The 21,571-nt window shown below is 73.4% G+C and carries 20 protein-coding genes and 1 tRNA gene; 8 read left to right on the top strand and 13 right to left on the bottom strand.

Annotated elements, in window-relative coordinates:
- Positions 1 to 367 precede the first annotated feature (367 nt).
- Together AB0P35_RS05075 and AB0P35_RS05070 are read left to right on the top strand one after the other, a co-directional pair.
- Positions 368 to 556, top strand: coding sequence for a helix-turn-helix domain-containing protein (locus AB0P35_RS05075; RefSeq protein WP_363506634.1), 189 nt, complete (start codon positions 368 to 370; stop codon positions 554 to 556).
- The gene (locus AB0P35_RS05070; protein ID WP_363506631.1) at positions 556 to 1,710 is read left to right on the top strand and encodes a site-specific integrase; all 1,155 of its coding nucleotides are present in this window, start codon (positions 556 to 558) and stop codon (positions 1,708 to 1,710) included. The genes AB0P35_RS05075 and AB0P35_RS05070 overlap by 1 nt, the downstream gene beginning before the upstream one ends.
- Positions 1,711 to 1,798: 88 nt before the next feature.
- Here AB0P35_RS05070 and AB0P35_RS05065 read toward each other — a convergent pair.
- Positions 1,799 to 1,872 (bottom strand) — tRNA-Thr (locus tag AB0P35_RS05065).
- Between the two features lie 308 nt (positions 1,873 to 2,180).
- On the opposite strand from AB0P35_RS05065, the gene ugpC reads away from it, so the two are divergent.
- From ugpC to AB0P35_RS05050, 3 genes are all read left to right on the top strand, one after another.
- On the top strand, positions 2,181 to 3,272 hold the full coding sequence (ugpC, locus tag AB0P35_RS05060; RefSeq protein ID WP_363506628.1) for a sn-glycerol-3-phosphate ABC transporter ATP-binding protein UgpC: 1,092 nt from the start codon (positions 2,181 to 2,183) through the stop codon (positions 3,270 to 3,272).
- 311 nt (positions 3,273 to 3,583) lie between these two features.
- Positions 3,584 to 4,012, top strand: a complete 429-nt coding sequence (locus AB0P35_RS05055; RefSeq protein ID WP_363506625.1) for a hypothetical protein — start codon at positions 3,584 to 3,586, stop codon at positions 4,010 to 4,012.
- Positions 4,013 to 4,213: 201 nt separating this feature from the next.
- Positions 4,214 to 4,987 (top strand): nucleotidyltransferase family protein, encoded by a 774-nt coding sequence (locus tag AB0P35_RS05050; RefSeq protein WP_363506906.1) that lies wholly within the window; start codon positions 4,214 to 4,216, stop codon positions 4,985 to 4,987.
- 118 nt (positions 4,988 to 5,105) lie between these two features.
- Here AB0P35_RS05050 and AB0P35_RS05045 read toward each other — a convergent pair whose 3' ends face one another.
- The 6 genes from AB0P35_RS05045 to AB0P35_RS05020 form a co-directional block, all read right to left on the bottom strand.
- Positions 5,106 to 6,635 carry a DoxX family protein gene (locus AB0P35_RS05045; RefSeq protein WP_363506617.1) on the bottom strand — a complete coding sequence of 510 codons (1,530 nt, stop codon included), beginning with the start codon at positions 6,633 to 6,635 and terminating at the stop codon, positions 5,106 to 5,108.
- A gap of 245 nt (positions 6,636 to 6,880) precedes the next feature.
- On the bottom strand, positions 6,881 to 7,873 hold the full coding sequence (rlmB, locus tag AB0P35_RS05040; RefSeq protein ID WP_095874225.1) for a 23S rRNA (guanosine(2251)-2'-O)-methyltransferase RlmB: 993 nt from the start codon (positions 7,871 to 7,873) through the stop codon (positions 6,881 to 6,883).
- Between the two features lie 135 nt (positions 7,874 to 8,008).
- Positions 8,009 to 9,400 (bottom strand): cysteine--tRNA ligase, encoded by a 1,392-nt coding sequence (gene cysS / locus AB0P35_RS05035; protein ID WP_095874224.1) that lies wholly within the window; start codon positions 9,398 to 9,400, stop codon positions 8,009 to 8,011.
- A 158-nt stretch (positions 9,401 to 9,558) separates the two neighbouring features.
- Positions 9,559 to 10,059 carry a 2-C-methyl-D-erythritol 2,4-cyclodiphosphate synthase gene (gene ispF / locus AB0P35_RS05030; protein WP_095874223.1) on the bottom strand — a complete coding sequence of 167 codons (501 nt, stop codon included), beginning with the start codon at positions 10,057 to 10,059 and terminating at the stop codon, positions 9,559 to 9,561.
- Positions 10,049 to 10,834: a 2-C-methyl-D-erythritol 4-phosphate cytidylyltransferase gene (gene ispD / locus AB0P35_RS05025; protein WP_363506612.1), complete on the bottom strand. Its 786-nt coding sequence runs from the start codon at positions 10,832 to 10,834 to the stop codon at positions 10,049 to 10,051. The genes ispF and ispD overlap by 11 nt, the downstream gene beginning before the upstream one ends.
- Before the next feature lie 270 nt (positions 10,835 to 11,104).
- The gene (locus AB0P35_RS05020) at positions 11,105 to 11,587 is read right to left on the bottom strand and encodes a CarD family transcriptional regulator (protein ID WP_014136563.1); all 483 of its coding nucleotides are present in this window, start codon (positions 11,585 to 11,587) and stop codon (positions 11,105 to 11,107) included.
- A gap of 460 nt (positions 11,588 to 12,047) precedes the next feature.
- Between AB0P35_RS05020 and AB0P35_RS05015 the strand changes: the two genes are divergently transcribed.
- Positions 12,048 to 12,728, top strand: a complete 681-nt coding sequence (locus AB0P35_RS05015; RefSeq protein ID WP_363506609.1) for a DUF461 domain-containing protein — start codon at positions 12,048 to 12,050, stop codon at positions 12,726 to 12,728.
- Between the two features lie 99 nt (positions 12,729 to 12,827).
- On the opposite strand, the gene AB0P35_RS05010 is transcribed toward AB0P35_RS05015, so the two are convergent.
- A complete protein-coding gene (locus AB0P35_RS05010) occupies positions 12,828 to 13,523 on the bottom strand; it encodes a response regulator transcription factor (protein WP_030267755.1) in 696 nt (231 codons plus the stop codon).
- Positions 13,520 to 14,824 carry an ATP-binding protein gene (locus AB0P35_RS05005; protein WP_363506606.1) on the bottom strand — a complete coding sequence of 435 codons (1,305 nt, stop codon included), beginning with the start codon at positions 14,822 to 14,824 and terminating at the stop codon, positions 13,520 to 13,522. Before AB0P35_RS05005 ends, AB0P35_RS05010 begins: the two co-directional genes overlap by 4 nt.
- A 297-nt stretch (positions 14,825 to 15,121) precedes the next feature.
- Between AB0P35_RS05005 and phoU the strand changes: the two genes are divergently transcribed.
- Positions 15,122 to 15,802: a phosphate signaling complex protein PhoU gene (gene phoU / locus AB0P35_RS05000; protein ID WP_095874219.1), complete on the top strand. Its 681-nt coding sequence runs from the start codon at positions 15,122 to 15,124 to the stop codon at positions 15,800 to 15,802.
- 451 nt (positions 15,803 to 16,253) lie between these two features.
- Here the strand turns inward: phoU and AB0P35_RS04995 are convergent, their stop codons facing one another.
- Positions 16,254 to 16,841 (bottom strand): lytic polysaccharide monooxygenase, encoded by a 588-nt coding sequence (locus tag AB0P35_RS04995; RefSeq protein WP_363506603.1) that lies wholly within the window; start codon positions 16,839 to 16,841, stop codon positions 16,254 to 16,256.
- A 241-nt stretch (positions 16,842 to 17,082) separates the two neighbouring features.
- Complete coding sequence (locus AB0P35_RS04990; protein WP_363506600.1) at positions 17,083 to 17,841, bottom strand: phosphoglyceromutase; 759 nt, start codon at positions 17,839 to 17,841, stop codon at positions 17,083 to 17,085.
- Between the two features lie 147 nt (positions 17,842 to 17,988).
- On the opposite strand from AB0P35_RS04990, the gene AB0P35_RS04985 reads away from it, so the two are divergent.
- The gene (locus tag AB0P35_RS04985) at positions 17,989 to 19,275 is read left to right on the top strand and encodes an MFS transporter (RefSeq protein ID WP_363506597.1); all 1,287 of its coding nucleotides are present in this window, start codon (positions 17,989 to 17,991) and stop codon (positions 19,273 to 19,275) included.
- On the opposite strand, the gene AB0P35_RS04980 is transcribed toward AB0P35_RS04985, so the two are convergent.
- Together AB0P35_RS04980 and mshA are read right to left on the bottom strand one after the other, a co-directional pair.
- Positions 19,262 to 19,834: a YbjN domain-containing protein gene (locus AB0P35_RS04980; RefSeq protein ID WP_363506594.1), complete on the bottom strand. Its 573-nt coding sequence runs from the start codon at positions 19,832 to 19,834 to the stop codon at positions 19,262 to 19,264. The genes AB0P35_RS04985 and AB0P35_RS04980 overlap by 14 nt on opposite strands.
- Positions 19,835 to 19,935: 101 nt before the next feature.
- On the bottom strand, positions 19,936 to 21,225 hold the full coding sequence (gene mshA / locus AB0P35_RS04975) for a D-inositol-3-phosphate glycosyltransferase (protein ID WP_363506903.1): 1,290 nt from the start codon (positions 21,223 to 21,225) through the stop codon (positions 19,936 to 19,938).
- Positions 21,226 to 21,571 lie beyond the last annotated feature (346 nt).

Below are 21,571 nucleotides of genomic sequence, written 5' to 3'. Positions count from 1 at the left end.
CCGCGCAGCGGCCCCTCATTTCGCTCTGAGCGGCGCCTAACTACCTACAGACACCCCCCTCTTTTTTTCTAAGTAGGAAGACGCTGCGTCACCTGCGTCACCCGCGCCAGAAAACGGCCCCTGACCTGCGGCTTTGGGAGTGACGCAGACGGCTGGCTCTGCGTCATCCTGCGTCACCTGCGTCACCGGCTGCGTCACGGTGACGCAGCCGGTGACGCACTGGTGACGCAGACCCCGGCCGCTGCGACACCCAAAACCCCAGGTCAGAAGCCCGGATGACGCTGATGACGCGGTGACGCAGAAATCCCCACCTCCGACACACACGCAGCGCTCTCCACCCCCGCCCAGCACCGGGAAGGACCCACCCTTGGCCACCGCCATCCCCGAAGTCCTCACCGTCCCCGAAGTCATGGCCGCCCTCCGGATGAGCCGCAGCAAGGTCTACGACCTCATCCGCGCCAAGAAACTCGCCACCTTCACAGAGGGCCGCAGCCGGCGAATCCCTGCCGACTCCCTCGCTGCTTACATCCGCACCAAGATGGAGGAAAACGCCTGATGGCGAAGAAGCGGAACCCCAACGGCTCCGGCACGGTGACCAAGCGCAAGGACGGCCGCTACCAGGCGGCCGTCTACGTGCCGCAGCCCGACGGCACCCGGGCCCGCAAGTACGTCTACGGCAAGACCTGGCTGGAGTGCGACGAGAAGCGCCAGGAGCTGGTGCGACGAGACCGCCAGAACATCCCGACTCCGACCCGCTCGGCCAAGCTCTCCGAGTGGCTGCCGTACTGGCTGGAGCACTTCATCAAGCCCAACCGGAAGCGCACCACCTACGACAAGTACGACATGCACATCCGGCTGCACCTGCTGCCGGTGCTCGGCTCCAAGTCCCTGGAGGGCGTGGGGACGACCGACGTCCGTCGGCTGATCGCCACGGTGACCAAGAGGGTGTCGGCGGCCACCGCCAAGGAGTCGCACTTGGTGCTGCGGACTGCCCTGTCGGCGGCGGTGCGGGACGAACTGATCACGCGCAACGTCGCCAAGCTGGTGCAGGCTCCGCGAGTTCAGTACCGCGAGACTCGGCCGTGGAGCCTCGACGACACCCTGCTGTTCCTGGAGGGGGCCCGCACCGATGCGCTGTACCCGGCGTTCGTCCTGGCCGTGGCGCTCGGTCTGCGGCGCGGCGAGATCCTGGGACTGCACTGGCGCGACATCGACTTGGAGAACCGCACGCTGACGGTTCGCCAGCAGCTCCAGCGGGTCGGCGGCGAGCTGTACGCGGACAGCCCGAAGTCGCGGCGGGTGCGGGTGATCCCGCTGCCGCTGATGTGCGTGGCCCCGCTCCGGTGGCAGCGGATGCGGCAGGCCGAGCAGCGGCGCCGGCGCCTCGCCGACCGGCAGGGCTGGTACGTCTCGGAGTTCGTGTTCACCACCGCAAGCGGGCGGCCGGTGGAGCCGCGGAACCTCAGCCGGTCGTTCACCCGGATCTCGGCGGCCGAGGCGCTGCCGCCGGTCCGGCTGCACGACACCCGGCACGGTTGCGCGACCCTGCTCGCCGCGGCCGGCGTGCAGCCGCGGGACCTGATGGCGATCCTCGGGCACAGCCAGATCGCGGTCACGATGGAGATCTACGCGCACGTGGTGCAGGCACATCAGCGGGAGGCCATGAGCCACATGGACCGGCTGTTGAAGCGCCGGCGCCCCGCCCGCTGATGTCACTTTGAGATGTCGAAAGGCCCCGGACCGTCACCGGTCCGGGGCCTTTCGCGTTCGGCAAGCCGTTGACCTGCCCGTATAGGCGAGCCCCCTGTCGGGTTCGAACCGACGACCCCCGCTTTACAAGAGCGGTGCTCTGGCCAGCTGAGCTAAGGAGGCGCGGTGACCGTCCGCGGCGGACCACGGCGGCACCACGGGCAGTGTAGCGGGCCGGTGCGGGGCGGCGCCGTTGGTTTTGGCCGGTGGGACGGGGTGCCGTGCACGTGATTTGGGCGGTGTGTCCGGCTTGTGATCCGACTGATGCCGAATTCGGCCACCGGCGGGGGCTGACAACCGGATGAACGTACGGGTACGGTCGCGGGGAGCCCTGCCCCCGTTCGACTCCTGAACGCGGCGTCCGGGCCTCGACAATCCAGCCTTTACTCGGATCGTCCGGCACGTTCCTGCCGGTGAAGGAGAGCACAGCCATGGCTTCTGTCACGTTCGACAAGGCGACCCGCCTGTACCCCGGCGGCACCAAGCCCGCCGTCGACGCCCTGGACCTGCACGTCGAGGACGGCGAGTTCCTCGTCCTGGTCGGCCCGTCCGGCTGCGGCAAGTCCACCAGCCTCCGCATGCTGGCCGGTCTGGAGGACGTGAACGGCGGCGCCATCCGCATCGGCGACCGCGACGTCACCCACCTGCCGCCGAAGGACCGGGACATCGCCATGGTGTTCCAGAACTACGCGCTCTACCCGCACATGACCGTCGCCGACAACATGGGCTTCGCCCTGAAGATCGCGGGCGTGTCGAAGGCCGAGATCCGCCAGAAGGTGGAGGAGGCCGCGAAGATCCTCGACCTCACCGACTACCTGGACCGCAAGCCGAAGGCGCTCTCCGGCGGTCAGCGCCAGCGTGTCGCGATGGGCCGCGCGATCGTCCGCGAGCCGCAGGTCTTCCTGATGGACGAGCCGCTGTCCAACCTGGACGCCAAGCTCCGCGTCTCGACCCGTACCCAGATCGCCGGCCTGCAGCGCCGCCTGGGCATCACCACGGTCTACGTCACGCACGACCAGACCGAGGCCATGACCATGGGCGACCGCGTCGCGGTGCTCAAGGACGGTCTGCTGCAGCAGGTCGACTCCCCCCGCCACATGTACGACAAGCCCGCCAACGTCTTCGTGGCCGGCTTCATCGGCTCCCCGGCCATGAACCTGGTCGAGGTCCCGCTGGTCGACGGCGGCGTGAAGTTCGGCGGCTCGGTCATCAACATCTCCCGAGAGGACCTGGCCGGCGCCGGCACCGACAAGACCGTCACGGTCGGCATCCGCCCGGAGCACTTCCAGATCGTCTCCGGCGGCGGCATCGAGGGCGTCGCGGTCACCGTCAACGTGGTCGAGGAGCTCGGCGCCGACGGCTACGTCTACGGCACCACCAAGATCGGCGGCGACGACACCGACATCGTCGTGCGCGTCCACGGCCGCCAGGTCCCCCAGAAGGGCGAGACGATCCACATCGTCCCGACCGGCGGCGAGACCCACGTCTTCTCCACCAGCACGGGCCTGCGCCTGAGCAAGTGAGCCGACGGCCCGGGCGACCGGGCCGCGTGCCCGCACCGTACGACCCGGGCCCCGGCGGACACCGTTCCGCCGGGGCCCCGGCGCGTCCGCGGCAGGTCGCCGGGCCGGTCCCGCTCCGGCCCGCTCCCGCCCGCTCCGGCCCGCTCCCGCCCGCTCCGGCCCGCTCCCGCCCGCTCCCGCCCGCTCCGGCCCGGGACCACCCGTCCGGCCGCTCGGCCGTCAACCGGCTGACGGAACAAAACAGGACACCGGTCACTCAATGGTGTAACGGAGCGCGACCTTTCCGCCACCCGCCGCTACGCTCCTGAGGCGTGAAGCAGCTCCTACGCCGTATCGGCCAGACCGTGGCCCTCACCCTGCCGGTGATCCTGGTGACCACCGGCACTCTCGCCGTGACCCGGGTTCCGTGGGCTCCGCCGACGGGGCTCGACCAGCAGGTGGTCGCGGCGTCCAGCAGCGACGGCAGCATCGGCCGCACCTCCGCCGGCACCGCGGAGAGCCCCCGGGACGCCCTGCGCTCGGACCTGTTCGCCGAGCTCGACGCGCACAACCCCGGCACCGCGCTGGACCTGCTGGAGCGCACCATGCGCGAGAAGCCCTCGCTGACCCCGTACTGCACCGAGCTCGCCTCGGAGCTGGGCCGTGCCGCGGTCCGCAAGTACCGGGGCGACGCGCAGCGGGCCCGCTCGTTCGCCCGCCCGGTCTGCGACGGTTCCTTCGCCGCAGGCGTCACCGCCTGACCTCCGAGCCCCCGGCACCGCCCGACGGCGCCGTTCCCCCGGTTCTCCGGCGGGCGCGGCGCCGTCGGGTTCGGGTGCGCGGGTTCGGGTTCGCCGTCGGATCCGGCGGCACTTCGCGACACAGTGGCGCCGAACCCGTGGGGCCCGCTCCGGGCTGAGCCTATTGTTCTCGCTATGACCGCTGACCAGACGCCCGCCGACATGGCCGCGGAACTCGCGGCCGCCGCCGACCCCGTCACCCTGGCCGCCGCACCCGCCGTCACCCAGGCGGTGATCCTGGCCGGCGGGCAGGGCTCCCGGCTCCGCCCCTACACCGACGACCGTCCGAAGCCGCTGGTGGAGATCCCCGGCACGGGCATCCCGATCGTCGGCCACCAGCTGTCCTGGCTGGCCTCCGAGGGCGTGACCGATGTGGTGATCTCCTGCGGCCACCTCGCCGAGGTGCTGCAGGCGTGGCTGGACGACACCGACCTGCCGCTGCGGGTCCGCACGGTCGTCGAGAACGAGCCGCTGGGCCGCGGCGGCGGCCTCAAGTACGCCTCCGCCGCACTGCCCCGCCCGGACGAGCCCTGGTTCGCCACCAACGGCGACATCTGGACGCGGTTCAGCCTGCGCGAGATGGCCGCCTTCCACCACGAGCGGGCCGCGGTGGCGACGCTGGCGCTGGCCCGGCCGCGCATCCCGTGGGGCGCGGTGGAGACGGACCGGTTCGGCAACGTGCTGGACTTCGTCGAGGCCCCGCCGTCGCCGTTCCTCATCAATGCCGGCCTGTACGTCTTCGGGCCGTCCTTCCGGGCGCTGCTGCCCGATGTCGGCGACCACGAGCGGACCACCTTCCCGCAGCTGGCCCGGGCGAAGCAGCTGGCCGGCTACCAGCTGCCGCAGGGCTGCTACTGGCGGGCGATCGACACCGTGAAGGACCTCACCGAGGCCGCCAAGGAGCTCGCCGCGGCCGGCCGGCCGTCCGACGACTGACACTCCGTAGCCCGGCGCCGGCGGGCCGTACAGCCACAGAAGAGCGGAGGGGCCTCCCACACATCGGTGGGAGGCCCCTCCGCCGTCCGCGCCGGGCACCGGGTGCCCGTCAGACGTCTCAGGCCGTCGTCGGCGAGCCGCCGGGCCGGTCCATGCCGAGGGCGGGGAGCCCGCCCAGCGGGCCGCTGCCGAGGACGCCGCCGATCAGGCCGGAGCTGCTGCCCGGCCGCGGGGTGGAGCCGCCGCCGGTGCCGCCGCCCGTGGAGGTGCCGCGGGTGCTGCCCGTCCGGCCGGGCCCGCCGCTGCTGCCGGCGGTGCTGCCCGACTTGGTCGACCTGGCCTTGCCGCCCTTGGTGGAGGAGGGCGAGGCCTTCCCGGAGGGCGACGGGGAGGCGGACTTGCTGGGCGTCGGCGTGGGGCTCGGCGTCGGGGACGGCGAGCCGCCGGTGCCACTGCCCGGCCACAGCGGGGAGCCGTAGTCGGTCGGTGGCTTGACCGGCGCCGGGCCGGTGCCACTGCCGGTGCGGACGGCCGCGCCGAGCATCGAGCCGATCAGCAGGGTCAGTCCGACGACCACCGCGGCCACCACCGAGCTGCGCCGCAGCACCCGGCGGCGGACCGCCTGCGGCGCGTCGGGGCCGTACTGCCGCCAGGCGTCGAGGGCGATCCGGCCGTCCAGCGAGCCGAACGGCGCCCCGGCGATCAGCAGCGGACTCCACGCCGCCAGGAAGATCAGGTCGGGGGTGTCGTACACCGGCACCGCCCGCCAGCTGACGGTGAAGAGCAGCGCGGCGGAGAGCGTCATCGCCGCCGCCGAGGCCACCCGCTGCCAGAGGCCGAGGACGGTGAGGACACCGACCACGATCTCGGTGAACGCCACGCCCAGCCCGGCGCCGACCGGGTGGTTCATGGCGAAGGCGAGCAGCGGCTCGGCGACCTTCCAGGGGTGCAGCGAGGAGAGCCAGCGCATCATCGAGCCGCGCTCGCCGCCGTCGAAGTACACCGGGTCGCAGAGCTTGCTGAAGCCGGCGTAGACGGAGAGCGAGCCGAGCACCACGCGCAGCGGCAGCAGCACCAGGCCGAGGTCGACCCGACGGCCCGGGTACCAGGCGTGCCGGACGTCGGCCGGGCCGGCCGTGGCGGACACCTCGGGCAGGTCGCCGCTGGGTGTCCAGCCCCGGGTGACCGACTCGTACGGCAGCGACGGCGGGCCCGCCTGGCGCGGTACGCCGTGCAGCGGCTGGATGTCGTCGCCGTTGGTGCCGTAGCCGCCCGGTCCCGCGGCGCCGGGGCCGTGCCCGGGGGCGCCCGCAGGGGCGGGCACGGTGGTGAGCCGGACGGCCTCCAGCAGCCGGGTGGCGGCCACGTCGCCGGGCGCCGCCTGGCCGCTCCAGGTGACGGTGGTGACCCGGCCCTTGCGCCGGGGCGCCGCGCCCACTCCCGCGAGGGCGGGGATCTGGGTGCTCGGCACCACGACCTGCGGTGTGACCAGGGGGCGGGCGCCGAAGCCGGACGCCCCGGCCCGCAGGCCGTACGGGTCACCGAAGGCCGCGCCGAGCGGCACGTCGATCATGGGGGCCACCGGCTCGGCGAGCCGGATGCGGAAGCTGGCCTGGGTGCTGCTGAGCTTCGCGGGATCGGACGGCACCCTGACCGTGCTGAGGCCCGGACCGGGGTCTATCCCCGCCGTGCCGCCCTGCCCCGGGCGCCGAGGTGTTCTCGTGTCCACACCCCTCTAACCGGGTGACGGGCCCGGAGGACACTCTCCCGGGTGGATTCCCGGCGCCGATTTGAAGTGATCATGAGAAAACCGATCGGGCCCGGCCGGACCCGATCGGTTCCTCCCACGAAGCTGTCCGTTCCGGACGAGCGGCGCCGGTGCGGGCGCTCCGATCAGCGGCGGGCGCGCAGCCGGGCGGCCTCGTAGAGCACGATGCCCGCGGCGACGCCGGCGTTCAGCGACTCGGTCTGGCCCGGCATCGGGATGCGGACGCGGATGTCGCAGGTCTCCGAGACCAGCCGGGAGAGACCCTTGCCCTCGGAGCCGGCCACGATGACCACCGGGCCGGTGAGCGCGTCGAGGTCGCCGATCTCGGACTCGCCGTCGGCGGCCAGGCCGACCACCATCAGGCCGGCCTTCTGGTAGGCCTCCAGGGCACGGGTCAGGTTGGTGGCGCGGGCGACGGGCAGCCGGGCGGCGGCACCGGAGGAGGTCTTCCAGGCGCCCGCGGTCATGCCGGCCGCGCGCCGCTCGGGGATGACCACGCCGTGCGCGCCGAAGGCGGCGGCGGAGCGGACCACGGCACCGAGGTTGCGGGAGTCGGTGACCCCGTCGAGCGCCATGATCAGCGCGTCCTGGCCGGCGTCGGCGGCCGCGGCGACCAGGTCGTCCGGGTGCGCGTACTCGTACGGCGGGACCTGCAGGACCAGGCCCTGGTGGTTGAGGCCGCCGGTCATCTGGTCGAGCTGGGCGCGGGGGGCCTCCATGAGCGGGACGCCGCGCTCGTTGGCGGCCTGGTACGCGTCGCGGACCCGGTCGTCGGTGTCGATGAACTGCATCACGTACAGCGCCGTGGCGGGCACGCCGCCCTGCAGGGCCTCGACCACCGAGTTGCGGCCGACCACCAGCTCGGCCGCGCCGGCACCGCCGCGGCCGCCCCGGCCGCCGCCACCGGCGCGGCGCATGCCGGCCCGGGACTTGGCGTCGCGCTCGCGCTTGAGCGCGGCGTTGGCGGCGCGCTGCTTGGGGTGACCCTTGCGTGCCTCGCCGGGCGGGGTCGGGCCCTTGCCCTGCAGCGCCTTCCGGCTGTGGCCGCCGGTACCGACGTTCGCGCCCTTCTTCGACCCGGGGTTGCGGCGGTTCCTGCGCTGGCTGTTGCCGGCCATGGCTGTACTTCCTGTCTCTTCTACGTCTTGAGGTTCGTCATGAGGATGGGCCGTAGCCGGTTCGCACCGGCTGCGGCCCACGCTCGCCCCGTGGCCGGGGCTACTGTTCGCCGGTCCCGCCCGAGGGGGCGGGGCCTACTGGTTGACCGTCCAGCGGGGGCCGGACGGGGTGTCCTCGATCGCCAGCCCGGCGGCGCCGAGCCGGTCGCGGATGGCGTCGGCGGTGGCGTAGTCCTTGCGCTCCCGGGCCGCCTGGCGCTGGTCCAGGACGAGGCTCACCAGCGAGTCGACCACGCCGTGCAGGTCGTTCCCGCGGGCGCCGCCGGCCCAGAAGTCGTCGAGCGGGTCGAGTCCCAGCACTCCGAGCATCGCACGGACCTCGGCGAGTCGCGCCACCGCGCTCTCCTTGTCGTCCGCGGTCAGCGCGCTGTTGCCCTGGCGGACGGCGGTGTGCAGGACGGCCAGCGCCTGCGGGACGCCGAGGTCGTCGTCCATCGCCTCGGCGAAGGCGAGCGGCACCTCGGGGGCGGCGTCCACCTTGCCGCAGCGCTCGACGGCGCGCTCGATGAATCCCTCGATCCGGGCGAAGCCGGTCTCGGCCTCGCGCAGCGACTCCTCGCTGTACTCGATCATCGAGCGGTAGTGCGGGGAGGCGAGGTAGTAGCGGAGCACGATCGGGCGCCAACGCTGCACCATGTCGGAGACCAGCACCGAGTTGCCGAGCGACTTGCTCATCTTCTCGCCGGCCATGGTGACCCAGGCGTTGTGCACCCAGAACGCCGCGAACTCGTCGCCGAAGGCCTTGGACTGGGCGATCTCGTTCTCGTGGTGCGGGAAGATCAGGTCGATCCCGCCGCCGTGGATGTCGAAGGCGCTGCCGAGGTACTTGTGCGCCATCGCCGAGCACTCCAGGTGCCAGCCCGGGCGGCCGCGGCCCCAGGGGGTCTCCCAGCTGGGCTCGCCCTCCTTGGCGCGCTTCCACATGGCGAAGTCGCGCGGGTCGCGCTTGCCGGTCTCGCCCTCGCTCTCCGGCTGCTGGAGGTTCTCCAGCTTCTGGTTGGAGAGCTCGAGGTAGTCCGGGTGCGACTTCACGTCGAAGTAGACGTTGCCCTCGGAGGCGTAGGCGTGGCCGCGCTCGATCAGGCCGCGCATCATCTCGATCATCTCGGGCACGTGGCCGGTGGCCCGCGGCTCGATGGTCGGCGGGAGGCAGCCGAGCGCGGTGTAGCCGTCGTTGAAGGCGCGTTCGTTGGCGTAGGCGATCTGCCACCACGGGATGCCGAACTCGCGGCCCTTGGCGATCACCTTGTCGTCGATGTCGGTGACGTTGCGCACGAAGGTGACGTTGTAGCCGCGGTAGCCGAACCACCGGCGCATCACGTCGAAGTTGAGGCCGGACCGGATGTGGCCGATGTGGGGCGGGGCCTGCACGGTGGCACCGCACAGGTAGATCGAGACGCAGCCCGGTACAAGCGGGACGAAGTCGCGTACCTGGCGGGTGCTGGTGTCGTACAGGCGAAGGGTCACAGCGTCAAGCGTAGTGGGCGGACGGGGGTGCCCCGCCACCTTTCCCGGCGCGGGACACCCGCCGCCGCACGGCTTCGCGGGCGCGTCCGGCCGGTGCCGCCCGGCCCGGCCCGGCCGACGGCCCGTCAGCCCCGGGGGCCGGGCGGGCCGGCGGGGCGTCAGGGCGTCCGGTAGACCAGGGCGGTGGCGATCGCCGCCAGCCCCTCGGCGCGACCGGTCAGGCCGAGTCCGTCGGTGGTGGTGCCGGAGACCGCGACCGGGGCGCCGACCGCGGCGGAGAGCGCGGCCTGCGCCTCCGCGCGGCGCTTGCCGATCTTCGGCCGGACGCCGATCACCTGGATCGCCACGTTGCCGATCTCGAAGCCTGCTGCGCGGACGATCCGGGCGGCCTCCGCCAGCAGCACGGTGCCGGCGGCGCCGGACCACTCGGGGCGGTCGGTGCCGAAGTGCGCGCCGAGGTCGCCGAGGCCGGCCGCGGAGAACAGCGCGTCGCAGGCGGCGTGCGCGGCGACGTCGGCGTCCGAGTGGCCGGCCAGGCCGTCGCCGGCGTCCGGCCAGTCGAGCCCGGCGACCCGCAGCGGCCGGCCGGCCTCGAAGGCGTGCACGTCGGTGCCGATGCCGACCAGCGGCAGGATCGGTGCGGGTGCGTCAGAAGCCATCGGAGGCCCTCCTTCGGGCGAGTACCGCCTCGGCGAGCACGAGGTCCAGCGGACGGGTGACCTTGAAGGCCTCCTCGTGGCCGGGCACCACGACGACCCGGCCGCCGAATCGCTCGACCAGCCCGGCGTCGTCGGTCACCGGCGGCAGGGCGCCGGCCGACTCCTCGGCGAGGGCCTTCTCGTGCACCTCGTGCAGCACCGAGCGGCGGAAGCCCTGCGGGGTCTGCACGGCGCGCAGCGCGGAGCGGTCCGGGGTCTCCAGCACCGGCTCGGGCACGCCGGGCGCCTGCGGATCGACCCGCTTGACGGTGTCGGCGAGCGGCACGGCGGGGACGACGGCGTCGGCGCCGGCCCGGACGGCGGCGGCGACCGCGTCCACCACCTCGACCGGGACGAGCGGCCGGGCGGCGTCGTGCACCAGCACGATGTCGACCTCCTCGGGGACGGCCGCGAGTCCGAGCCGGACGGACTCCTGCCGGTCGGCGCCGCCGGCGACCACCCGGACGTCCTTGCCGTCGAGGCCGTGGCTGTCGAGCAGCGCGACGACCTCGGCGACCCCGTCCGGCGGCGCGGCGACCACGACCAGGCCCACGGCCCGGCTGCGGGCCAGCGCCCTGACCGCGTGGACCAGCAGGGGCACCCCGCCGAGTTCGCGCAGGGCCTTGGGGGCGCCGGGCCCCAACCGCTCCCCGCGCCCGGCGGCGGGCACCACCGCCGCTGCAACTGCTGCTGACCCGTTCAGGTTTCGCTCCTTCGGCGAAGTGGGTATGGCCATGGCGTGCGCCGCACGGCGTGCGCGATGGACCCCTTCCGACTGCACGTTAGCCAAACCGCTCCGACGAGTCCGACACCCCCGCGCGCCACACCGGCGCACGACCGGGGTGCGGTCGGCCGTGCGGGGCGTCTGTACGCGGGTGCGCCGGTGCAGCCGGCGAGCAGTTCGCCGGCGGACACGCCGAAGCGCCCGAGGTGCCGGAGAACGACCCGGTCAGCCGTGTGACCGGGATCGCGCGCCGGCATCGGGCGCTGGGCATTGCGAAGCCGCTTAGGAGGCGAGGACCTCGTCGAGCAGCGTCTCCGCCTTGTCCTCGTTGGTGTTCTCGGCCAGCGCGAGTTCACTGACCAGGATCTGCCGGGCCTTGGCGAGCATCCGCTTCTCACCGGCCGACAGCCCGCGCTCGCGCTCGCGGCGCCACAGGTCGCGAACGACCTCGGCGACCTTGATGACATCGCCCGAAGCGAGCTTCTCGAGATTCGCCTTGTAGCGACGGGACCAGTTCGTGGGCTCCTCGGTGTACGGCGCGCGCAGCACCTCGAAGACCCGGTCCAGACCTTCCTGACCGACCACGTCGCGCACGCCGACGAACTCCGCGTTCTCGGCGGGCACACGCAGTGTCAGGTCTCCCTGCTGCACCTTGAGCACCAGGTAGGTCTTGTCCACACCTTTGATCTGGCGAGTTTCGATGGCCTCGATCAGCGCGGCCCCGTGATGGGGGTAGACCACCGTGTCGCCAACCTTGAACGTCATGTGACAGGACCCCTTCCGTGGCTTTCCAGAATAACACGCTTCTCGGCGCACCCGAAGGGCGTTTTCGCAGGTCAGGGCGGGTCTCAGGGCTTGACAACCACCCCCATGACGTGCTGCGACCGGTGTTCGAGGTGGGCTTCCCGCAGGTCGGAGGCGGTACGACAGCTCGACGAAACCTCTGGCAACACTGCCGAAACCATGATTGGATCTTGAGTTTTCGTCCTCTTCGGCGCCGTGTCCCAACCGTTACCGGGCGGCCGGGCCGACAGGACCCGTGCGACCTGGCCCGGTTCGTGGACGTCCGGGATCGGCGGCGGGACATCTCTACGGGTGCGTACGGACGGAGCGCCGCGACACGGGGCCACCCCGTGGGAGGCGGGCGTAAGCGGTCGGTAGTCTGATCGCTGACCACCCCACGTGATCCACATCCGTGATCCACATCCAAGGAGAAGTCGCCGCCGTGAGCCGGAGCCTTCGACGCGGCGCGATCGCCGCCCTCGTCCTCGCCACCGTTGTGCCGCTGTCCGCCTGCTCGGCCGGCAACCAGGCGGAGACCCTGCAGATCAAGCCCGACAACGCGGCGACCTCGATCGGCCAGAACCTGCGTCTCAACAACGTCCTGCTCGTCACCGAGAAGGGCGCCTCCTCGGACGAGGCCGGCCCGGTCAACCTGACGGTCAACATCGCCAACACCGGCTCGACCCCCGAGGTCCTGCAGTCCGTGACGGTGGAGGGCGCGGGCACCGCCACCTTCACCGACGCCAAGGGCGCGGCCGTGACCGAGATCGTCGTCCCGGCCGGCGGCTCGGTGCTGATCGGCGGCGAGGGCCAGCCGCTCGCGCACCTGACCTCGGCGAAGCTCCCGATCGGCGGCTACGCCGACACCGACTTCTCCTTCAAGACCGCCGGCAAGGTGGGCCTCCCGGTGGGCGTCGTCCCGGCGACCGGCCTGTACGCGTCCTTCGGCCCGAAGGCGCCCGAGCACACCGCCAAGCCGTCGGCCTCCGCCTCGGCCTCCGCGAGCGGCTCGGCGAGCGCCTCGGCCACTGCCACCGGTTCGCCGTCCGCCACCGCGTCCGGCTCGGCCACCGCCACCGCCACCGGCTCGGCGACCGCGACGGCGAGCGCCTCGGCGCACTGATCCGCCGCGCACCGCGCGCACGCAGCACGACGGCCGAGGGCCCCGCACCAGGCGGGGCCCTCGGCCGTCGGCATGTCCGGGGTGTCCGGCGCGCCCGGCCTACGGCTCGAACTTGTAGCCGAGGCCGCGGACGGTGACCAGGTAGCGCGGCGCGCCCGGGTCCGGCTCGATCTTGGCGCGCAGCCGCTTGACGTGGACGTCCAGGGTCTTGGTGTCGCCGACGTAGTCCGCGCCCCAGACCCGGTCGATCAGCTGCATCCGGGTGAGCACCCGGCCCGCGTTGCGGAGCAGCATCTCCAGCAGGTCGAACTCCTTCAGCGGCAGGTCGACCTTGGCGCCGTCCACCGTCACCACGTGCCGGTCGACGTCCATCCGGACCGGGCCGGCCTCCAGCGCGCCCGGGCCGCTGCCGTCGCCGTTGCCGTTGCCGTCCTCGCCGCGGCGGCGGAGCACCGCGCGGATGCGGGCGACCAGCTCGCGGGTGGAGTAGGGCTTGGTGACGTAGTCGTCAGCGCCTATCTCCAGACCGACGACCTTGTCGATCTCGCTGTCCTTCGCGGTGACCATGATCACCGGGACGTTGGAGCGGACGCGCAGCTGGCGGCAGACCTCGGTGCCCGGCAGGCCCGGCAGCATCAGGTCGAGCAGCACAAGGTCGGCGCCGTTGCGCTCGAACTGCTCGAGGGCGTCGGGGCCGGTGGCTGCGACGGCCACCTCGAATCCCTCCTTGCGGAGCATGTACGAGAGGGCGTCGCTGAACGACTCCTCGTCCTCGACCACCAGTACTCGGGTCACGATCGGGCCTCCGGGGCAGGAAGGGGGTGCGGTGCGGTGTTGTCGGTCGTCCGGCCCGCCTCGGTCGGCGGCACGGTCTCGCGGTTGCCGGCGGGCGGCTGCCCGGCCGGGAGCCGCAGGGTGAAGGTGGATCCCTGGCCCTCCACGCTCCACACCGCCACGGTGCCGCGGTGGGAGGCCGCGACATGCTTGACGATGGAGAGGCCGAGGCCGGTTCCTCCGGTGGCCCGCGAGCGGGCCGGGTCCACCCGGTAGAAGCGCTCGAAGATGCGCTCGCGGTCCTTCTCCGAGATGCCGATGCCCTGGTCGGTCACCGAGATCTCGATCAGCTCGCCCTCGGCCTCGCCGAGTGCGGCGGCGCTGGAGATGCGGCGGGTGGCGATCGCCACCCTGGTCCGCGGCGGGCTGTAGTTCACGGCGTTCTCGACCAGGTTGCCGAGAGCGGCGGCGAGCTGGCCGCGGTTGCCGTGCAGGTAGAGGCCGCCGGTTCCGCCGGCGGCGATCAGGATCTGCTTGGCCGCGGCGGGCTGGCGGCAGCGGTCGATCGCCTCGGCGATGAGCTCGTCGACCGGCACCGGCTCCGGGTCGACCAGCCGCTGGTCGTCCTGGACCCGGGAGAGGTCGATGATCTCCTGGACGAGGCTGGCCAGCCGGGTCGCCTCGATCTGCATCCGGCCGGCGAACCGCTGGACGGCCTCCGGGTCGTCCGACGCGTCCGCGACGGCCTCGGAGAGCAGCGACAGCGCGCCGACCGGGGTCTTGAGCTCGTGCGAGACGTTGGCCACGAAGTCGCGGCGGATCGCCTCGATCCGGCGCCGCTCGGTGAGGTCCTCGACGAGGACCAGCACCAGCCGGGAGCCGAGCGGGGCGACCCGCACGGAGACGGCCAGCGGCTCGGCCGTGCGGGCGCCGCCGGGCCGGGGCACCTCCAGCTCGGCCTGGCGGATCTCGCCGTCGCGGCGGGTCGCCCGGGCGAGCGTGAGCATCTGTTCCACGGCCATCGCACCGCCTCGGACCAGACCCATCGAGTAGGCGGCGGAGCTGGCCTTGACCACCTCGTCGCCCTCGCCGAGCACGATCGCGCAGGAGCGCAGCACGGAGAGCACGGTGTCCACGCCGGGTGGCAGCGGGGGTTCGTACGCCAGGAGCCCGCCCGAGCCGGTCCGGCCGGCGGCGCCGCCCCGGGGGGTGGTGCCGCGGGCCTGCTCGCGTTCGCTCCAACGGAAGGCGATGGCGGCCGTGAGACCGACGCCGAGCCCGGCTATGGCGCAGGCAGCGGCGGTGGCCACATTCACGTCCATGTCACTCAGCCTAAGCGCACGTCGGGCGCGCTCCCCCAGGGTGCGATCAAGGGATCGGCCGGACGTTGCCGAGAATTCACCTTCAGTCCTCTACTGGTTCACTGCGGGGGTCGTGCGTGGTCGCCCGGGCGGCGCAGTGTTGTCGACGCAAGCCCGTGCGGGCGGTGACGCGGCTACCATTCGCGCCACCAGCAGCGGCCGTCCTCGCGGGCGGACCGGTCGGCACCGCCACCGACACAGCTACTGACGGACCGGCCGACCCTTCGAACGGGGGACGGGCGGCCAGGAGGAGAGAGCATGCGCGACGCGTACCACGAGGAACTGGACTCGATCAGCGACGGCCTGGTCGAGATGGCCCGGCTGGTCGGCTCCGCCATGGGCCGGGCCACCACCGCGCTGCTCGACGCCGACCTGGCGCTGGCGGAGAGCGTGATCGCCGCCGACGAGAAGGTCAACGACCTCCACCACGAGCTGGAGAACCGGGCGATCGACCTGCTGGCCCGGCAGCAGCCCGTCGCGACGGACCTGCGCATCGTGGTGACCAGCCTGCGGATGAGCGCCGACCTGGAGCGCTGCGGCGACCTGGCCCGGCACGTGGCCAAGGTGGCCCGGCTGCGCTACCCCGAGTCGGCGGTGCCGAACGACCTGCACCCGATCGTGCTGGAGATGGGGCAGCTCGCCCAGCGCCTGGTCGCCAAGGCCGGCCTGGTGATCTCCACCAAGGACGCCAACGCGGCGATGGAGCTGGAGCGGGACGACGACGCGATCGACGCGCTGCACCGCGAGCTCTTCTCGCACCTGCTGGACGACCGCTGGCAGCACGGCATCGAGACCGCGGTCGACGTGACCCTGGTCGGCCGCTACTACGAGCGGTTCGCCGACCACGCGGTGTCGGTGGCCAAGCGCGTGGTCTTCCTGGTGACCGGCGAGCACGCGGACGAGTTCGCGGCGGAGACGGCGGCGCAGCAGGCCGAGTGACCCGCGGCACGGGGGGCAGGGGCGCACGCCTGCGCGGGCGCCCTACCTCCGCGCGCCCGTTGACGCCCCGTCCGGGACCGGTTTTCACTCGTTCTGGGCATGCCCGCAGGTGCTGCGGCGTGCCGTGGTGCGCCGTCGACTGCCGTCGACAGCCGTCGATGAGGAGGACCCGACCGTGATGAAGGCCGACCAGAACCCGACCACGCCCGCGGCGCGCGCCGCCACAGTGCCCTCCGTGAAGCTGCTGCCGGTCCTCGCCGCGGGCTGCGGCTGCGGGCCGGGCTGCGGTTGCGGCTGCCAGTCCGGGGCCCCGTGCCAGTGCGGCGGCGCCGACGGGGGCTGCTGCGGCGGCCACTGACACCGCGGGCCCCGCCCGGACGGCGATGTCACGCCGCCCGGGCGGGGCCCGCGCATGTCCGCGGTCCATCGCACGGCGGACCGGGTGCGTCCGTCAGAAGGTGACGTCCATGCACTGGTAGAAGGCGTTGCCGGTGTCCGCGACGTCCCAGATGGCCAGCACCACCTGGTGGCCGGTGCGGCCGGAGGGCAGGGTCGCGGTGTGGCTCAGCGTCGTGGGGGGCTGGGCGCCGTTGTAGGGGACGGTGAGGAAGGGCGTGGAGTCGATGTTGGCGCGGGTCAGCCTGCTGCCCGCGCTGTAGCCCGGCCTGGTGAGGTAGTAGCGGAACTGCGTGGTCGCGTGCCGGGCGGTGAACTTCCAAGTGAAGGTCAGCCGCTGGCCGGCGCTCACCCTGGTGGCCGGCCAGGCGCCGCCGCGCGGGTCGTCCAGCTGGGCGAAGCGGCTGTTGCCGCCCGCGCAGAGGGTGCCGTCGGCCGGGCCCTTGGCCGGGAAGCCCTTCGGCCCCTCGACGCTCTGCGGCTCCCACCGGATGTCGCCGCAGTTGGCGACCGTGCCGGCGGCGCACAGGGCGGCCCGGCTCGGCGGTGTGGTGATCCAGCCGTGCGAGTACGCGGGGACCGCGGTGGCGAGGGGGACGGCCGCGGCGGCCGCGACGGCCGCCAGGATGTGACGCTTGCGCATGGTGCTCCCTCCGTGGGGGTGGATGGAGTGTGCGTGTGCGTGAACGCCCGGCGGGCAGCGCGCGGTGGGGGTTGGCGTGCTCGCGCCAGGTCTGGACCACCACGCTAGGAGCGGCCCGCCACTCCCGTCAATGGTCTGAACCAGTCTGCGACAGAACCGACCTGACGAACCGTCGGCCCGCGGGCCCGGACACGCCGAGGCCCCGCCCGGGCGGACCGGACGGGGCCTCGGCGCTACGGACTTACTTCTTGCCCTGGTTCTTCACGGCCTCGATGGCGGCCGCGGCGGCCTCCGGGTCGAGGTAGCGGCCGCCGGGGTTGAGCGGCTTGAAGTCGGCGTCGAGCTCGTAGACGAGCGGGATGCCGGTGGGGATGTTCAGGCCGGCGATGGCCTCGTCGGAGATGCCGTCCAGGTGCTTGACCAGGGCGCGCAGGCTGTTGCCGTGCGCGGTGACCAGCACGGTGCGGCCGGCGGCGAGGTCCGGGACGATCGCGTCGTACCAGTACGGGAGCATGCGCTCGACGACGTCCTTGAGGCACTCGGTGCGCGGGCGCAGCTCGCTCGGGATGTCGGCGTAGCGGGCGTCGCCGGCCTGCGAGTACTCGGAGTCGTCGGCGAGCGCGGGCGGCGGGGTGTCGTACGAGCGGCGCCAGAGCTGGAACTGGTCCTCGCCGAACTCGGCGAGGGTCTGGGCCTTGTCCTTGCCCTGCAGGGCGCCGTAGTGGCGCTCGTTGAGGCGCCAGCTGCGGTTGACCGGGATCCAGTGGCGGTCGGCCTTGTCGAGCGCGATCTGGGAGGTGCGGATGGCGCGGCGCAGCAGGGAGGTGTGCACCACGTCGGGGAGGATCCCCTCGGAAAGGAGGAGCTCGCCGCCGCGGGCCGCCTCCTTCTCGCCCTTCTCGTTGAGGTCGACGTCGACCCATCCGGTGAAGAGGTTCTTCTGGTTCCACTGGCTCTCGCCGTGGCGGAGCAGGATGAGTCGGTAGGTCGTGTCAGCCATGGGCGCCAGTTTAGAGGAGCCGTTTATCCGCTGGTCCGACCGTCTCATCCCGGGTAATGTTCGGATACCACTTGTGCCACTTACCTGCGTCGCCCGGCGGCCCACCCCTGCCCGGACGCGCCGGTCCGCCCTGCCCGGGAGCCGCCGATGTCCGCCGCCGTCCGTCTGCGCAGCACCGTCTCGGAGGCGGTGGGCGGTCTGCCGCGCGCCTTCTGGTGGTTGTGGACGTCGACCCTGGTGAACCGCCTCGGCGGCTTCGTGGTGACCTTCCTGGCCCTCTACCTGACCGGCGACCGGGGCTTCTCCCCCGCCTACGCCGGCCTGGTGGCCTCGCTCTTCGGCCTCGGCTCGGCGATCGCCGCCGTCGCGGGCGGGGTGCTCGCCGACCGCTGGGGGCGGCGGCCGACCCTGCTCGTCGCGCAGCTCGGCACGGCCGTCTCGACCGCCGTCCTCGGCTTCTGCCAGGACCGGGCGGCGATCGCGGTGACGGCCTTCCTGGTCGGCCTGGCGAGCAACGCCTCGCGGCCGGCCGTCTCGGCGATCATCGCGGACCTCGTCCCGGCCGAGCACCGGGTGCGGGCGTACTCGCTGAACTACTGGGCGATCAACATCGGCTTCGGCGTCTCCGCGGCGGTGGCCGGCCTGATCGCCGCCCACGGCTACCTGGCGCTCTTCCTGCTGGACGCGGCCTCCACGCTGGCCTGCGCGGTGGTGGTCTTCGCCCGCGTCCCGGAGTCCCGCCCGGACCGGCCCTCGGCGCCGTCCGGGGCGGCCGACGGCCCGGTTCCGGCCGAGCCCGGGGCCGGCCTCGGCACGGTCTTCCGGGACGGCCGGTTCATGGCGCTGGTGGCGGTGAACCTGCTGCTCGCGGTGGTCGCCCAGCAGGGCAGCACCACGCTCGCCGTCGACATGGGGCTGGCGGGCATCTCGGCGGCCCGGTACGGGCTGGTGATCGGCCTCAACGGGGTGCTGATCGTGGTGCTGCAGCTGCCGCTGACCCGGGCGATGGAGGGCCGCGGCCGGACGGGGCTGCTGGTGGCCAGCGCACTGCTGACCGGATGGGGCTTCGGCCTGACCGCACTGGCCGGCGGCTCGGCAGGGTTCTACGCCTTCACCGTGGCGGTCTGGACGATCGGCGAGATCATGGCCGCGCCGACCATGATGGGCCTGGTCGCCGAGCTCTCCCCGGCCCGCGCCCGGGGCCGCTACCAGGGCGTCTACTCGCTCTCCTGGTCGCTGGCCTCCTTCGTCGGCCCGGCGGCCGGCGGCTACCTGCTGGAGCACGCCGGCGGCCGGGCGGTGTGGGGCGCCTGCGCCGTCTTCGGCACGGTCGCCGCGGGGGCGTTCCTGCTGCTCGGCCGGCGGCCGGCGGCGGCCCCGGCGGACGCACTGCCTGCGGAGGCCGCCCCGAGCGCCGAGCTCAGCCGGTCGTAGCCGGGCCGGTCTCCTCGGCCGCGGACCCGGCCGCGGACCCGGCCGCGGACTCCGTGGCGGCCTGGGCGAGGTGGGCGAAGGCCGCGAGGTTGCCGGTGGACTCGCCGCGCTTGGTGCGCCACTCCCACTCGCGGCGGATCGCGGTGGCGAAGCCCAGCTCCAGCAGGGTGTTGAAGGGCTCGTCGGCGTTCTCCAGGACGGTGCCCAGCAGCCGGTCGACGGTGTCCGGGGTGAGCGCCTCCAGCGGCAGCCGCCCGGCGAGGTAGACGTCGCCGAGCCGGTCGACGGCGTACGCGACGCCGTAGAGCCGGGTGTTGCGCTCCAGCAGCCAGCGGTACACGGCCTGGTGGTTCTCGTCCGGCCTGCGGATCACGAACGCGTTGACCGACAGGGTGTGGTCGCCCACCCGCAGCGCGCAGGTGGTGGACAGCTTGCGGGTGCCGGGCAGCGTCGCGACCAGCGTGTACGGGTCGGTCACGGCCGGCTCCCACCTCACCCCGGCCTCGTCGAGCGCGGTGCGCAGCAGGGTCAGCGCCTCGTCCTTGGTACGGATTGCCATGACGCTGACGCTACTCGCCGGTACCGCCCCCGCCCCGGCAACCCCACCGGGACGGGTCGCCCGGCGGTGACGCCGGGGCCTTGAGGGCTGCCCCGCGGGACCTACGCCAGGCGCAGGCCGCGGGCGGGGTGGGTCATGGCCTGGGCGTAGACCTCGGCAGTGGCGGCCGCCGCGGTGTCCCAGCCGAAGTGGGCCGCGTGCCGTGCCGCCGCCGCGCCGCGCTCGCGCACCAGCTCGGGCCGGTCCGCGTACGGCTCCAGGGCGTCCGCCCAGCGGAGCGGGTCGTGGCCGTGCACCAGGCTGCCGGTGCGGCCGTCCCGGACGGCGACGGGGAGGCCGCCGACCGCGGCCGCCACCACCGGGGTGCCGCAGGCCTGGGCCTCCAGCGCGACCAGGCCGAAGGACTCGCTGTAGGAGGGCATCACCAGCGCGGTGGCGGCCCGGTACCACTCGGCGAGCCGGGCCTGGCCCACCGGCGGGTGGAACCGCACGACGTCCGAGATGCCGAGCTGGGCGGCGAGCTTGTGCAGGCTCTCCGGCTTGGCGAGGCCGGTGCCGGAGGGGCCGCCGACCACCGGGACGACCAGCCGCTCCCGCAGCTCGGGCCGCCGGGCCAGCAGCACGGCGACCGCCCGGAGCAGCACGTCGGGCGCCTTGAGCGGCTGTATGCGGCCGGCGAACAGCAGCACCGCGGCGTCCTGCGGCAGCCCGAGGGCGGCGCGGGCGGCGGCGCGGCTGCCGGGCCGGAAGACGTCCAGGTTGACCCCGGGGTGGACGACGGCGAGCTGGTCGCGGCGGGCGTCGTAGTGGTGCGAGAGCTCGGCCGCCTCCTCGTCGGTGTTGGCGATCAGCCGGTCCGCGGCCCCGACGACCTGCGTCTCGCCGATCACCCGGGCGGGAGGCTCGGGGCTGTCGCCCTCGGCCAGCGCCGCGTTCTTGACCTTGGCCATGGTGTGCATGGTGTGCACCAGCGGCACGCCCCAGCGCTCGGCGGCCAGCCAGCCGACGTGCCCGGACAGCCAGTAGTGGGAGTGCACCAGGTCGTAGTGGCCGGGGCGGTGGCCGGCCTCGGTGCGCAGCACCCCGTGGGTGAAGGCGCAGAGCTGGGCCGGGAGGTCCTCCTTGACGAGGCCCTCGTACGGCCCGGCGGTGACGTGGCGGACGAGCACGCCGGGGGCGAGCTCGACGGCCGGGGCGTCGTCGGAGCTGATCGCCCGGGTGAACACCTCGACCTCGATGTTCAGCTCGGCGAGGCGCTTGGCGAGCTCCACGATGTAGACGTTCATGCCGCCGGCGTCCCCGGTGCCCGGCTGGTGCAGCGGCGAGGTGTGGACGCTCAGCATCGCGATCCGCCTCGGGCGCCTCGGGCGCCCGCCGATCAGCGCCTGCAGGCGGCCGCGGCGGGCCGACGGGGCGGTGCCGGCGGTCGGCGCCGTGCCTCCGGCCGCCTGGGCGAGCCGCTCACGACGGGCCGTGCGTACGGGGTGCTGCGTCACCTGGCTGAAGCCTCCTCGTGCTCCCCGGTCGATGGTGCATCCGGTCGTGCGGGCAGGGCAGCGGGACGCCTGCCGGCAGTGGCCCGGCGCGGCGGTCCGCGTCCGACGCAAGGCCGCCCGGAACCGATCGTTCCGGGCGGACAGACGTCCAGTGTGCCAACCAGCGGGCCTGCGGCCGGTATTCCCGACAGACGGGTGAGACCCCCGACACCGCCCCGGGCCGGGCCGGGCGCCCTGGCGG

Source organism: Kitasatospora sp. NPDC085879, assembly GCF_040686255.1.
GTDB lineage: Bacteria > Actinomycetota > Actinomycetes > Streptomycetales > Streptomycetaceae > Kitasatospora.
This window is presented reverse-complemented; position numbering and strand designations above follow the sequence as displayed.